Origin of the sequence: Halopelagius longus, from assembly GCF_900100875.1 — an archaeon.
Lineage (GTDB): Archaea > Halobacteriota > Halobacteria > Halobacteriales > Haloferacaceae > Halopelagius > Halopelagius longus.
In genome coordinates this window covers 172,558-186,885 of the sequence record NZ_FNKQ01000005.1, presented here as the reverse complement: position 1 = coordinate 186,885, position 14,328 = coordinate 172,558, and the positions used below count along the sequence as shown (strand labels likewise).

Sequence of the window (14,328 nt, the reverse complement as noted above, 5' to 3'; positions counted from 1 at the left end):
AGACTCTGCAGACCCTAGTGTACGCCGTCGACAGTTCGTGCACGCGCTCGGAATAGCGGGTGCCGCTGGAGTGGCTGGCTGCGTCAGCACCGGCGGAAGCGACGGCGGAGGTAACGGCGGATCGAACACCGGAACCGGCGGGGAGTCCACGGCGTCGATGGCGTCCTCGGCTAACGGGTGGGCCTGGAACATCGCCGCTAGAGCGCTCGCCTCCGCCGCCGAATCCTACAACGAGGAGAAAGACGCCGACGTTTCGGTCGAGGAGATGGGCGGCACCACGTGGGAACAGCGGTTCCAGACCGCGATTACGAGCGGAAAGGGAGCGCCCGACTTCTCGTCCATTCAGAACTACGACGTGACGGCCTACGGGAGCAAGAACGGCCTGATGGACCTCACCGACCGCATCGACGAGGCGGGCGTCCGCGAGGACATCGTGGAGGGAAAGTGGCAGACGGTCAGCGTCGACGGGAAGGATTACGCGCTCCCGTGGGACATCGGCCCGACCGGCGTGTTCTACAAGCGGGACCGTTACGAGGAGGCCGGCATCGACCCGAAGTCGATCGAGACGTGGGACGACTTCATCGAGGCCGGAAAGCAACTCCCCGACGACGTGGCGATGGTGAACATCCCGACGCAGGCGGTGCCGCAGATGTGGCGGATGCTGTTCCGTCAACTCGGCGGGCAACCGTTCACCGAGGACGGCGCAGTGAGCATCAACAGCGAAGAGAGCGTCCGCGCCGCCCAGCTCATCAAGGACATGCACGACGCCGGAATCACGAAGCGCATCGAGATGTGGTCCGGCGGGTGGTTCACCGCGTTCTCCGAGGGAACGCTCGCCTCCATCCCCACCGCCGCGTGGATGGACGGCACCCTCCGCGCGGAGCTTCCGGACACCGCCGGAAACTGGGGCGTGTACAAACTCCCGGCGTTCGAGAAGGGCGGCACCCGAGCGTCGAACCGCGGCGGTTCGAACATGGCGATTCCCTCCCAAATCGACGACGAGGGGACCGTCGAACGCGCGTGGGACTTCATCGAGTACGCGATGACGACGCCCGACGTCCAGAACATGATGCTCGAAGAGTACGGGCTGTTCCCGTCGCTCACCTCCGCGTACGAGTCCGACATCTACGACGAGGAACTCGACTTCTACGGCGGGCAGGCGGTGTTCCGCCTGTTCGCGGAGGTGGCGACGGAGATAGAGCCGTACCGCTACACGGTCGATACGCCGGAGGTCATCGACGCCATCAACACCGAAATCGGGAACATGCTGGACGGCAAGTCTCCGGAGAAGGCCATGCAAAGCGCCGCGGAGACGGTCGCCAGCCGAACCGACCGCGACGTAGCATAATGCGTCTCCACGCGCCCCGACCCGGAGCCACCACCATGAACCGGACGAACGCGCCAGCGACGACGGAGGTGTGACCGAATGGTACTGAACGCGATTCAATCGAGAGTTCGCTCGTCGGGCGCGTACCGGCGGCTCGCCGACCAGTTCCGGTACCGTCGCCAGCGCGTCTCCGACGTCGTTCCGCGGATACCGGCCCTTCCGTACCTGTACATCTCGCCGTTCTTCGTCCTGTTCGGGATATTCCTGCTGTTCCCGACGGCGTACACGCTGTACCTCTCGTTCTTCGAGTACCTCGGGTCGTCGAACGCGGTGCTCTTGACCGTCGACTTGGGGGTACTCCAGATAGCGATACCGCAGATAGCCGAGTTGGAGTTCGTCGGACTCAGCCACTACGAGCGGCTGTTGTTCCAAGACTCGCTGTTCCACAAGTCCCTGTTCAACACCTCGTTCATCTTCTTAATCCAAGTGCCGTTGATGGTCGTACTCGGCCTCGCGACGGCGCTCGTGCTCGACGCGAAGTTCATCAGAGCGAAGGGGCTGTTCCGGACGCTCATCGCCCTGCCGGTGGCGACGGGCTTGGTCGCGTACTCCACCATCTTCCTGTTGCTGTTCAACGGCGACGTCGGGTTGGTGAACTACGTCCTCCAGAGCCTCGGCGCCGACGCGATTCCGTGGCTGGGCGACGCGTGGTGGGCGCGAATCACGCTCGTCATCGCCGTGACCTGGCGCTGGCTCGGGTACAACATGATCATCCTGCTGGCCGGCCTCCAGACGGTCCCCGAACAGCTGTACGAAGCGGCCGAAGTCGACGGCGCGACGCGGTGGCAGAAGTTCCGCTACGTGACGCTCCCGCAGCTTCGGCCGGTGCTTCTGTTCGTGGTCGTCTCCTCGACCATCGGGACGTTCCAGATATTCGCGGAACCGTTCGTCATCACCGGCGGCGGCCCGTCCAACGCGACGATCACGATGGTACAGTACATCTACAGGCAGGCGTTCCTCCAACTGAACCTCGGATACGCGAGCGCTGTCTCGGTCGCGCTCGTCGTCCTCGTGAGCATCATGTCGATAATACAGATCCAGTACGGAGGCACCGAATAATGCGGCAAGAAACCAAGAGAGAGGCGCTGTGGAAGTTCGGAGGTTACATCTTCCTGTTGACTATCACGGCGCTCGTGATGATACCCATCTACTGGATGATCGTGGCGGCGACGATTCCGCAGTCGGAGTTCTTCTCGTGGCCGCCCCGCCTCCTTCCGGGGATCCACTACCTCGAAAACTTCCGCGCGTTGCAGGAGAACGTAGACTTCGTTCGGAGCATCGGCAACAGCCTCATCATCTCCGTCTCGTACACGGCGCTGTCGCTCGTCCTCTGTTCGATGGCGGGCTTCGCCTTCGCGAAGTACGACTTCAAGTTCAAAGAGCCGCTGTTCTACTTCATACTGGCGACGCTCGTCCTCCCGATTCAGTTGCTCATCATCCCGCTGTTCCTGTTGATGACGCAACTCGGGTGGACGAACTCGTACCTCGCGGTGATTCTCCCGTGGGCGGCGAACCCGCTGGGAATCTTCCTGATGCGGCAGAACATGAAAGCCATCCCCGACGCGTTGCTCGAATCGGCGCGGATGGACGGCGCGACGGAGTTCCAACTGTACTACAAGATAGCGCTGCCGACGATGCTTCCGTCGTTGGCGGCGCTCGCGATCATCCTCTTTCTCAACCAGTGGCAGGCGTTCCTCTACCCGCTCGTCATCCTCCAGGAGGAGGAGATGTTCACCATCCCCCTCGCGTTGGCGCAACTCGTGGGGCAACAGCGGGTGTACTTCGACCAAGTGATGGTTGCCACCTCGCTGGGGATCATCCCCATCTTCCTGACGTTCATCTTCCTGCAGCAGTACTTCATCAAGGGAATCCTCTCGGGCTCGGTCAAACAATAGGAAAAACAATGGCAACGATAGATATCACGAACCTTCGCAAGGAGTTCGGCGACGACGGCAACCGGATAGTCGCGGTCGAGGACCTCGACCTCACGATCGAGGACGGAGAGTTCATCGTCTTCGTCGGCCCCTCGGGGTGCGGGAAGACGACGACGCTCCGCTGTATCGCCGGACTCGAAGACGTCACCGACGGTCGAATCGAGTTCGACGAACACGACGTGACGGACCAACGCGCGCGCGAACGGAACGTCGCCATGGTGTTCCAGAACTACGCGCTGTACCCGCACATGACCGTGCGGAAGAACATCGGCTTCCCCCTCAGACTCTCGACGAAACAGTCGAGCGACGAGATAGACCGGCAGGTCGAGGACGTCGCCGAGTTGCTCGGCATCGAGGAGTTGCTGGACGACAAACCGAAGGAGCTCTCCGGCGGGCAACAGCAACGGGTGGCGCTCGGCCGCGCCATCATCCGCGACCCGGAGGTGTTCCTGATGGACGAACCCCTCTCGAACCTCGACGCCAAGCTTCGGTCCGTGATGCGGACCGAACTCCAAGAGCTCCAGCAGGAACTCGGCGTCACCACGGCGTACGTGACCCACGACCAAGTGGAGGCGATGGCGATGGGCGACCGAATCGCCATCCTCGACGAGGGGAAACTCCAGCAGGTCGGCACCGCGAACGAGGTGTACCGCTCGCCGGCCAACGAGTTCGTCGCCGGGTTCATCGGGAGTCCCAGCATCAACCTGTTCACCGCAGAAGTGAACGGCGACACCCTCGTCGGACCCGGCGGGTTCACGTACACGCTCGAAGACGGGTCGCCGGTCGCAGACAGAGACCGAGTGCGCGTCGGCGTCCGCCCCGAGGACATGGACCCCGTCTCGAACGGGTGCATGCCCAGCGAGGTGACCGTCGTCGAACACATGGGCAACGAGAACTTCCTCTACGCCGAGATGGGCGACGTGGCCCTGACCGCTCGCGTCGAAAGCGAGATACGCCCCGAGGAGGGGACGGTGGTCAGCTTCGACTTCGCGGAGGAGGACCTCTACCTGTTCGACGCGGACACGCAGGAGGCGCTCAAGACGAAGACGAGCGAAACCGAGGTGGACTACGACCAGTACGTCACGCGCAACAGCGTCTGACCCTTCTCCCGACCCGACACTCACAATCGTTCGTTGTGGATTCCCGCACGTTCTTATAGCGGCGCGGAGATACTGTTCGTATGTCGATAGGTGTGTGCTACTTCCCGGAGCACTGGCCGGACGAACGGACGGAGGCGGACGTCGAACGGATGGCCGACGCCGGACTGGAGTACGTCCGGATGGGCGAGTTCGCGTGGTCGCGGATGGAACCGGAACCCGGAGCGTACGACTTCGAGTGGTTGGACCGCGCCGTCTCGCGTATCGGCGACCACGGGATGCAAGCGGTGCTCTGTACGCCGACGGCCGCGCCCCCGAAGTGGTTGGTAGACGAGTATCCGGGGATACTGCAGGAGGAGGCCGACGGGACGACCCGACACTACGGCGGCCGGCGTCACTACTGCTACAACTCCGAGGAGTTCCGGCGGGAAAGTCGTCGAATCACGGAGAAACTGGCGGACCGGTACGCCGACGACCCGACGGTCGCCGGCTGGCAGACGGATAACGAGTACGGCTGTCACGGGACGCTTCGGTGTTACTGCGACGACTGCGCGAGCGCGTTTCGGGACTGGCTTCGGGAGACGTACGGCGACATCGACTCGCTCAACGAGGCGTGGGGCACCGAGTTCTGGAGTCAGACGCTGAACTCCTTCGCCCAAGTCGACCCGCCGCGGCACGCGGCCGCCGGGCACCACCCCTCCCGGTTGCTCGACTACTACCGCTTCAGCAGCGACAGCGTCGCGGAGTACAACCGGTTGCAGGTCGATATCCTCCGCGAGGCGAACGACGAGTGGTTCGTCACGCACAACTTCATGTCGCACGACGACCTCGACGCCTACGACGTGGCGGCCGACTTGGACTTCGCGTCGTGGGACTCCTACCCGACGGGGCACGTGCAGGTGCAACACGAGGCGGTATCGGACGAGGAACTGCGCGCGGGTGACCCGGACAACGTCGGACTCGACCACGACCTGTACAGGAGCGCGGCGGACGCGCCCTTCTGGGTGATGGAACAGCAACCGGGCGACATCAACTGGCCGCCGTACTCGCCGCAACCCGCCGAGGGCGCGATGCGCCTGTGGGCGCTCTACGCCGTCGCTCGCGGCGCGGACGTGGTTTCGTACTTCCGGTGGCGTCGGTGCCGGATGGGCCAAGAGCAGTACCACAGCGGTCTGCTCGCGGAGGACGGCACCCCCGACCGCGGGTACGGAGACGCCGTCGCCGCCGCGTCGGACCTCGACGAACTCGCCTCGGTCGCCGCGGGCGACGCAGACGGGTCGTTTGCGTCGCCGGACGCCGACGTGGCTCTCCTCCACGACTACGACAACCTCTGGGCGTCGGAGATCGAACCGATGACGCCCGACTTCGACTACTGGCGGCACGTCGAGACGTACTACGCGGCCCTGCGGGAGCGCTCGGTCCACGTGGACGTTGTGCCGCCGACCGCGGAGTTAGCGGCGTACGACGCGGTGGTCGCGCCGACGCTGTACCTCGCTACCGACGAACTCGCCGAGACGCTGACCGCGTACGTCGAGGGCGGCGGGGAACTGCTCGTGACGATGCGGTCCGGCGTGAAGGACGCCCACAACAAACTCCACGACGACGCCCAACCCGGCCCCCTTCGCTCTCTCGTCGGTGCTCGCGTCGAGCAACACGAGAGCGTCCCCGAGTCGCTCGAATCCCGCCTCACGTACGGCGGGCGGGAGTTCGGCTGTCGCGTCTGGAACGAGTGGCTCTCGCCGACCGAGGAGGGAGCCGAGGTTGTCGGTCGGTACGAGGGGTCGATGGCCGACGGGAGTCCGGCTATCGTCCGCAACGCCGTCGGCGACGGATCCGTCACCTACGTCGGCACGTGGCCGGACTCGGACCTCACGGGCGCGGTGGTCGGCGACCTGTTGGACCGCGCCGGGGTCGAAACCACCGACGCGTTCCCGGCGCAGGTTCGCGCCTCGCGCCGCGGCGGCCTGACGTGGATTGCGAACTTCGGCGGCGACTCGCTGTCCGTGGACGCGCCCGACGACGCCGAGTGGGTGCTCGGCGGTCCGACCGTCGGCCCCGCCGCCGTCGCCGTCACGGACGCGAACCTCTCGTCTCTCTCGCCGGCCGAGGAGTAATCGGCGCTCTCCGTCGGGGAGCGACCCCACGGATAGTTCGGTCACCTCTCCGGAGTTGCTTCGCGCGGACGTTCGAACGGACCCTACGGCGTCGTTCGGAACGCTTACAGTCGCATCCGTCGTCGCGTGACGTAGCGAGACGAGTGACAAAGATGGCTTCACTGCTCACATTCGGCGAGACGATGCTCCGCCTGTCGCCGCAGGCGGGCGAGCGAATCGAGACGGCCCGCGAACTGGCGTTCCGCACCGCGGGCGCGGAGAGCAACGTCGCCGTCGCGGCGGCGCGACTCGGCGCGGACGCGTGCTGGCTCTCGAAACTCCCCGACTCGGCGTTGGGTCGGCGGGCGGTCCGCGACGTGGCCGCGCACGGCGTCGAGACGGAGATTTCGTGGAGCGACGACGGTCGGATGGGGACGTACTACATCGAACGAGGGGGGGACCCCCGCGGGACGACCGTCATCTACGACCGCGAGGACGCCGCCGTCCGGACCGCGACGCCCGAGGAGTTCCCGGTCGAGGACCTGTTCGCCGCCGCCGCCGCGTTCTACACCAGCGGGATCACCCCCGCGCTCTCGCCGCGCCTCCGCGAGACGACGGCGGCGTTGCTCCGCCGAGCGAACGACGAGGGTCTCACGACCTACTTCGACGTGAACTACCGAGAGAAACTCTGGTCGCCCGCGGAGGCCCGCGAGACGCTGACCGACCTCTTCCCGCACGTGGACGTTCTCGTCGTCGCCCGGCGCGACGCGGAACGGGTGTTGAACCGGAGCGGAACCGCGGCGTCCGTCGCCGAGGAACTCAGGCGCGACGGCGGCCACGAGACGGTGATACTCACGCGGGGGGCCGAGGGGGCCGTCGCCGCGACGGGCGAGGCGGTGCTCGAACAACCTGCGTTCGAGGCGGACACGCTCGACCCGATAGGTACCGGCGACGCGTTCGTCGGCGGGTACGTCGCCGCGCGACTCGACGGGAGCGCTGTCGACGACGCCTTGGAGACGGCGGCGGCGACGGCGGCCGTCAAACGAACGATAGACGGCGACCTCGCTGTCGTGACGCCCGAGGAGGTAGCCAGCGTCAGAGCGGAACGGGCGAGCGAAATCGACCGGTGAGGCGCCGCCGGAAGCGGAACGAGAACCGTCGAACTCTCGGCTCCTCTCGACCCCCGCGACGGTTCAGTCCGACCGGGCGGCTTCGACCGCCTCGACGAACTCGGCGGCCTGCGCCGTGACGGCGTCCATGTCGTCGTCTTCGATGGCCTCGTAGTCGACGAGCGCCGACCCCGCGCCGACGGCGACGGCACCGGCCTCGAAGTAGTCGGCCACGTCGTCGGCCGAGACGCCACCGGTGGGCATGATGGGTACGTCGCCCAACGGTCCGCGCAACGCGCTGACGTGGTCGGGACCGACGGTCGAGGCCGGGAACATCTTGAGGATGTCCGCCCCCGCTTCCAACGCGGTGACGGCCTCCGTCGGCGTCGTGACGCCCGGCGCGGAGACGACGCCCTCGCGGTTGCAGACGCGGACGACGCTCTCGCTGAGGTCGGGCGCGAGAACGAACTCCGCGCCGGCGTCGATGGCGTTTCGCGCGGTGGCGGCGTCCGTGACGGTTCCGGCGCCGACGACGGCGTCTGTCCCGTCGAGCGCCGCGGCGACCGCCGAAATCATCTCCGGATACCGCTCCGCGTCGGCCGTGATTTCGAGGGCGGTGACGCCCCCCTCGTGAATCGCGCTCGCCACGTCGACGACTTTCTCCCGCGGAATGCCGCGCAGAACCGCGACGACTCCGCTCTCTACGAGCTGTCGCTGGACCGCCTGCTTTCTCGTCATGGTTCGACCTCCGAGAGAGACCACCAAAAATGTGTTCGCTCTCGATCCGTCCTGGTACCGAAGCCGGTACTCCCCCCTGTCAGAGACGTGGGACGCCACGAGCTAGACGGGCGGTGAGATATCGGCGCAGTGAGCCGAAACGAACCTTCAGTTCAGTTCCGGCAGGTACTCCTCGTTGGCCGTGAGCAGTTCCTCGGTCATCTCGTGAATCTCGTCGAGGCTCAGCGCGGCGGCCGTCAGCGGGTCCTGCTTGACGGCGCGGTGGATCTTCTCGCGGTCGTTCTTCAGAGCGCCTTCGACGACGAGGCGGTGGACGGCGACGTGTTGCTGGGGGAAGGTCCGGACCGAGGCTGGGAGGTCGCCGACGGAACAGGGGTGCAGGCCCGTCCCGTCGACGAGCACCGGGACCTCGACGCAGGCGTCCGACGGGAGGTTCGTGATCGCGTCGGTCGCGTTGCTGACGTTGAGGTTCAGCCGGCGGGTCGTGTCCGTCTCGATGGAGTGGATGAGCCGGGAGGCGTACTCCTCGGAGCGTTCGACCGAAACCTCGTCCAAGTCGACGTCGAGGTCCGGGTCGTCGCGGCGCTCGGAGCGCTCCTGCCAGCCCTCGAGGTAGGTCGCGGTGGGCATGCGCTCGGCGTAGTCCGTGCCGGTCATCTCCTCGATAGTTTCCGGGTCGGTCCGGAAGTAAGGGACGTACTCCGACATGTGGTGGGACGACTCGGTCGGGAAGTAGCCGAAGTGGTCCATCATCTCGAAGCGGACCGTGTCGCGTTCGTATATCTCGGGGTCTTCCATCGCGTCGCGGAGCGCCGGATAGACGCTCTCTCCCTCGTGGGTGGCTTCGAGGAACCAGGCGACGTGGTTGATACCCGCGACCCAGTAGTCGAGGTCCTCCTGGGGAACGTCGACGTAGTCGGCGATAGCCTCCACCGTGTGGGGGACGCTGTGACAGAGCCCGACTGTCTCGACGTCCGTCGCCTCGAACATGGTCTGACAGAGGATGGACATCGGGTTCGTGTAGTTCAACAGCAGGGCGTCGGGACACACCTCTTCGATGTCGCTCGCGATGTCGAGCATCGTGGGGATGGTCCTGAGCCCGCGGAAGATACCGCCCGGCCCGATCGTGTCACCGATGGACTGCTCGACGCCGTACTTCTCCGGGATGCGGATCTCGTTCTCGAACGGCTCCGTTCCGCCGACGTTGATCATGTTCAGCACGTAGTCGGCTCCGTCGAGCGCCTCGACTCGGTCGGTGGTCGACTCGACCGTCGCCTCGAGCCCCTCGTTAGCGACCATGGCCTCGGCGACCCGCGTCGTCTTCTCTAAGCTGTCCGCGTCGATGTCCATCAACGCGATCGTGCTGTCGTCGAGCTCCGGAAACGAGAGGATGTCGCCCACGAGCTTCGTGGAAAACACCATACTACCCGCTCCGATGAAGGTAATCTTCACCATTCGGTCTCCTCTCGTAGATAGAAGCTAATAAAATCTCGTTCGAACTGTCTATCTCTATTCATTAATGGTGGGTAAATTATAAATGGGGATAGTCCTTCCCCAATGACAAGGAGCGACCCATGACAGAGTCATATCCGCCAGACCTCAGTAGACGTTCGCTCGTGAAAACACTCGGCGTCGGCGCGGCCGTCGGCATCGCCGGTTGTAGCGGCGACGGTGGCGGCGGCACCGCGGGCACCGGCGGCGGTGAATCCACCGACGGTGGTTCGGGCGAGACGACCACGCTGACCGTCGCCAGTTGGGGCGAGGGACTCGAACGAGAGATCGTGACCGGCATTCTAAACGATTACGAGGAGTCGACGGACGGCGTCAAGGTCAAGTACCAGAACACGCCCAACGAGCAGTTCTATCAGAACCTTCAGACCCAGTTCGCCGGCGGCAAGGAGCCCGACGTTTTCTACATGATCGCCGACGAGGCGCCCCAATTCATGCGAAACGGCGCGCTCCTCGGCGTCGGGTCCGAGCTAAAAGACGCCGAGGAGTACAACTTCGACGACATCCTCGACAACCTGCTCGAACCGTTCACGTACGAGGGGACGGTGTACGGCATCCCCAAGGACTTCACGCCGGTCGGCCTGTTCTACAACACCGACCACCTCGAGACCGCCGGGGTGTCGGCACCGACGACGTGGAGCGAACTCCGGAGCGCGCTCGAAGCTATCGGCGAGTCGACCGACGTCGACTTTCCGATGGCGGTCGGGAGTCAGCCGCGGAACACGCTCATACAGCTCATCTGGCAGAACGGCGGCAACGTGCTCTCCGAGGACGGGAGCGAAGCCGTCGTCGGCTCCCAGGAGGCCGTCGAAGCCATGCAGTTCCTCAACGGACTCGTCGAGGACGACCTCGCGGGTATCTACGGCGACGACATCGAAGCGACGTGGGCGCCGCCTGCGATGGGCGACGGAAGCATCAGCATGGCGATGACCGGTGCGTGGTCGGTGTCTACGCTCGAACAGGACTACGGCGACATCTACGAGGCGACGGAGGTCGGGATGCCGACCCCGGAGGGCGGCGAGAAAGTGACCATCTCGTTCACGACGGCCTGGTCCGCGTCTGCGAAAACGAACGCTCCCGGTGCCTCGGTCGATCTGATCAAGGCGCTCACGAACAAAGAGGGAATGTGGGAGTGGGCCAGCACCGGGACCGCACTCCCTTCGCGCCAGTCGCTGCTCGACCGCGACTTCTACAACGACCGCCCCCTGCTCTCGGGACTCGGCGACCTGGGCGACGCCAGCCGTCCGATGGTGTTCGGTCCCAAGACGTCGACCATCCTCGACACCATCATGAACGAAGCGGAGGCCGTACTGACCGGCAACAAGGACCCCGAAACCGCCATGACCGCCGCCGAACGGCAGATCAACGAACAACTCTAGAATGGCACGAACGACGCTCGACGGCGTGACGAAGCGGTTCGGCGACGACATCGTCGCCGTCGACGACCTGTCGCTCGAAATTCGCGACGGGGAGTTCCTCGTCCTCGTCGGCCCGTCCGGGTGCGGGAAGTCGACGACGCTGCGAACGATCGCAGGGCTCGAGACGGTCAGCGAGGGCGAAATCCGTATCGACGGTCGCGACGTCACGGACGTAAAGCCCAAGGACCGCGACATAGCGATGGTGTTCCAGAACTACGCGCTGTACCCTCAGAAGACGGTCTCGGGGAACATGCGATTCGGGCTGGAGATGACGACCGACCTCGACGACGAGGAGATCACGCGTCGCGTCGAGGAAGCCGCCGAACTGCTCGATATCACGGAGTTACTGGACCGGCGTCCGCGGGCCCTCTCCGGCGGACAGCAACAGCGCGTCGCTCTCGGTCGGGCTATCGTGCGGAACCCGGCGGTGTTCCTGATGGACGAACCCCTCTCGAACCTCGACGCCAAACTCCGGACGCAGATGCGGACGGAACTCCAGGAGCTTCACGGTGAACTCGAGGCCACGACGGTGTACGTCACGCACGATCAGACGGAGGCGATGACGATGGGCGACCGCATCGCCGTCCTCGAATCCGGGCAACTCCAGCAGGTCGGCACGCCGATGGAGATGTACTACGAACCGGCCAACGAGTTCGTCGCGACGTTCATCGGCTCCCCCTCCATGAACACACTGGACGCGACGTTCGACGGCGAACACCTGCAACTCCCCGGGTACACGTACGAACTGACCGAGGCCCAGCGCGAGGCACTGTCCGCGGACCTCGGCGGCGACTCGGTGACGCTCGGCGTCCGACCGGAGGACGTCGTCCTCGCCGACGAACCCGGGCCGCGGACGACGGAGTTCGTCGCCAGCATCGTCGAACCGATGGGGAGCGAGAACGTCCTCCATCTGCGCCACGAGATGGGCGAAATCGTCGCCACCGTTTCGGGCGGCCAGCGCGTCCGCGAGGGCGACCGCGTCCGAGTGTCTCTCCCGGTCGACCACGTCCACGCGTTCGACGGTGAGACGGGGGAGGCCGTCTTCAACCGGACGCGGACCGAGGAGACCGCACCGGGCGTCGTGGGGACGTCGACCAGGTCGGACGGCGATACGCTCGCCGACGGGGCGGGCGAGACGAACACTGGTGATCGACCGTGAGCACGCCTACCGAGTCCATCCGGTCGTCGTTCCGGCGCGCCGGATCGGCGGTCCGTTCGGTCGCGGGCCGTGTCGTCGATCGGCCGACCGAGGAGAACAACCTCGCCGGCTTCCTCTTCGTCATCCCTAACGTGGTGGTGTTCTCGGTGTTCCTGCTCGGGCCGATACTGTACGCCTTCGTCCTCTCCTTCCAGGAGTGGAACCTGTTCCTCGGAACCGGGAAACCGGCCTGGACGGAGGTGTTCGGTCTGCGCCTCCCCGTGGGGAACTACGTCGAAATACTGCAACCGCTCCCGTGGGAGAACAACTGGGCCTCCCTGCGGAGCCCGTCGTTCAATCTCTGGTGGTTCGCCGTCCGGAACACGGTGGCCTACACGGCGGTCGTGGTCCCCGTCCAGATCATCGGAGGGTTCCTCGTGGCGTTGGCCCTGGACAGTCGCATCCGCGGCAAGAAGGTGTACCGCGCCGCGTACTTCCTCCCGGTGATGCTGTCTGCGGCCGCGAGCGGCGTCATCTGGCGCTGGATCCTGTCGCAGAACGGCGTCGTCAACGAGTTCCTCCGCCCGGTGGGCCTCGCCTACGGCTGGGCGAACAGCCCGAACACGGCGCTGGGCGCGTTGATGCTCATCGGCCTGTGGGGCGGCATCGGGTTCAACATGATCCTCTACCTCGCCGGCCTCCAGAACATCCCCGACGAACTGTACGAAGCGGCTCGGATCGACGGCGCCGACGGGCTGGACCGGATCCGCCACGTGACTTGGCCGAACCTCCGGAACACCCACTTCTTCGTCACTGTGCTTGCCATCATCGGCACGTTCCAGGTGTTCGGCATCGCGCTGGCGTTCGCGGAGGGTGGCCCGGCCCGCGCCACGACGACGGTCGTCGTCCTCATCTACGAGACGGCGTTCGTCAAGAGCAGTTTCGGACGAGCGAGCGCGATGGCGTTCTTCCTGTTCGCCGTCGTGTTCGTGTTCAGCTACTACCGTTACCGGATCGAACAACAGGACGAGGTGGCTTACTGATGTCCAAATCGAGCTACGACTACCCCGGATACGAGCGAGCAGGTGCCCGCTACTGGTCGAAGACGGCGTTGCTGTACGGAAGCATCACGCTCGGCGCGCTGCTTTGGTCCCTCCCGTTTTGGTGGATGCTGTCGACCGCGCTCAGCGCGAACCCCACGGCCGGGTCCGTGTCGCTCGTCCCCGAGCAGACGACGCTCGCGAACTTCGAGGAGTTGTTCGCGACCCAGCCCGTCGGCCGGTGGTTCTTCAACACCATCGTCTTCGCCGGCAGCGTCACGGCGTTCAACCTCGTGTTCGACAGCCTCGCGGGGTACGCCCTGGCAAAGATCGAGTTCGTCGGTCGCGAGAAGTTGTTCCTGCTGTTCGTCGCGACGATCATGGTCCCGGCGATGGTGACGCTGATCCCGGTGTACATCCTCCTGTCGAACCTCGGGTGGGTAAACACCTACCAGGGGCTGATCGCGCCCATGATCGCCAACCCGCTCGGTATCTTCCTGCTCCGCCAGCACTTCATGAACCTCCCGTCCTCGCTGGGCGACGCGGCGAAGATAGACGGCTGTAACGAGTTCCAGACCTTCTACAAGGTCTATCTCCCGCTCGCCAAGCCGGCGCTGGCGACGCTCGGCATCTACACGTTCGTGACGACCTGGAAGAACTTCGAGTGGCCGCTGATCATCGCGAGCGACGAGTCGATGTATACGCTGCCGGTGGCGCTGTTCGCGGTGCGGAATCAGTACTTCACCGAGTGGGGACTGGTGATGGCCGCGGCGGCGGTCATCGTCCTCCCCGTCATCGTCGTCTTCATGTCCGCCCAGCGGTACTTCATCCGCGGGATGACGCTCAGCGGCATGAAGGGGTAACG

General features: G+C 65.2%; 12 protein-coding genes. 10 read left to right on the top strand and 2 right to left on the bottom strand.

Features of this window, described 5'->3' with window-relative positions:
• The first annotated feature begins 70 nt into the window (after positions 1-70).
• From BLS11_RS17215 to kdgK1, 6 genes are all read left to right on the top strand, one after another.
• Positions 71-1,348, top strand: a complete 1,278-nt coding sequence (locus BLS11_RS17215; protein ID WP_309473057.1) for an ABC transporter substrate-binding protein — start codon at positions 71-73, stop codon at positions 1,346-1,348.
• A gap of 78 nt (positions 1,349-1,426) precedes the next feature.
• Entirely contained in the window at positions 1,427-2,446 is a 1,020-nt protein-coding gene (locus BLS11_RS17210) for a carbohydrate ABC transporter permease (RefSeq protein WP_092539032.1), read from the top strand.
• A complete protein-coding gene (locus BLS11_RS17205) occupies positions 2,446-3,282 on the top strand; it encodes a carbohydrate ABC transporter permease (protein WP_092539031.1) in 837 nt (278 codons plus the stop codon). Before BLS11_RS17210 ends, BLS11_RS17205 begins: the two co-directional genes overlap by 1 nt.
• Before the next feature lie 8 nt (positions 3,283-3,290).
• A complete protein-coding gene (locus BLS11_RS17200; protein WP_092539030.1) occupies positions 3,291-4,421 on the top strand; it encodes an ABC transporter ATP-binding protein in 1,131 nt (376 codons plus the stop codon).
• Positions 4,422-4,501: 80 nt separating this feature from the next.
• Positions 4,502-6,532, top strand: coding sequence for a beta-galactosidase (locus BLS11_RS17195; protein ID WP_092539029.1), 2,031 nt, complete (start codon positions 4,502-4,504; stop codon positions 6,530-6,532).
• 152 nt (positions 6,533-6,684) lie between these two features.
• Positions 6,685-7,641 (top strand): bifunctional 2-dehydro-3-deoxygluconokinase/2-dehydro-3-deoxygalactonokinase, encoded by a 957-nt coding sequence (kdgK1, locus tag BLS11_RS17190; RefSeq protein ID WP_092539028.1) that lies wholly within the window; start codon positions 6,685-6,687, stop codon positions 7,639-7,641.
• 63 nt (positions 7,642-7,704) lie between these two features.
• Here the strand turns inward: kdgK1 and BLS11_RS17185 are convergent, their stop codons facing one another.
• Positions 7,705-8,358, bottom strand: a complete 654-nt coding sequence (locus tag BLS11_RS17185) for a bifunctional 4-hydroxy-2-oxoglutarate aldolase/2-dehydro-3-deoxy-phosphogluconate aldolase (RefSeq protein ID WP_092539027.1) — start codon at positions 8,356-8,358, stop codon at positions 7,705-7,707.
• Positions 8,359-8,505: 147 nt separating this feature from the next.
• On the bottom strand, positions 8,506-9,813 hold the full coding sequence (gene melA, locus BLS11_RS17180; protein ID WP_092539026.1) for an alpha-galactosidase: 1,308 nt from the start codon (positions 9,811-9,813) through the stop codon (positions 8,506-8,508).
• Between the two features lie 161 nt (positions 9,814-9,974).
• Between melA and BLS11_RS17175 the strand changes: the two genes are divergently transcribed.
• Genes BLS11_RS17175 through BLS11_RS17160 form a run of 4 tightly spaced genes read left to right on the top strand, consistent with a single transcriptional unit; the run spans position 9,975 to position 14,326 of the window.
• Entirely contained in the window at positions 9,975-11,246 is a 1,272-nt protein-coding gene (locus tag BLS11_RS17175) for an ABC transporter substrate-binding protein (RefSeq protein WP_175454491.1), read from the top strand.
• 1 nt (position 11,247) lies between these two features.
• Entirely contained in the window at positions 11,248-12,444 is a 1,197-nt protein-coding gene (locus BLS11_RS17170) for an ABC transporter ATP-binding protein (protein WP_092539024.1), read from the top strand.
• The gene (locus tag BLS11_RS17165; protein WP_092539023.1) at positions 12,441-13,466 is read left to right on the top strand and encodes a carbohydrate ABC transporter permease; all 1,026 of its coding nucleotides are present in this window, start codon (positions 12,441-12,443) and stop codon (positions 13,464-13,466) included. The genes BLS11_RS17170 and BLS11_RS17165 overlap by 4 nt, the downstream gene beginning before the upstream one ends.
• On the top strand, positions 13,466-14,326 hold the full coding sequence (locus tag BLS11_RS17160) for a carbohydrate ABC transporter permease (RefSeq protein ID WP_092539022.1): 861 nt from the start codon (positions 13,466-13,468) through the stop codon (positions 14,324-14,326). Before BLS11_RS17165 ends, BLS11_RS17160 begins: the two co-directional genes overlap by 1 nt.
• Positions 14,327-14,328: the final 2 nt, after the last annotated feature.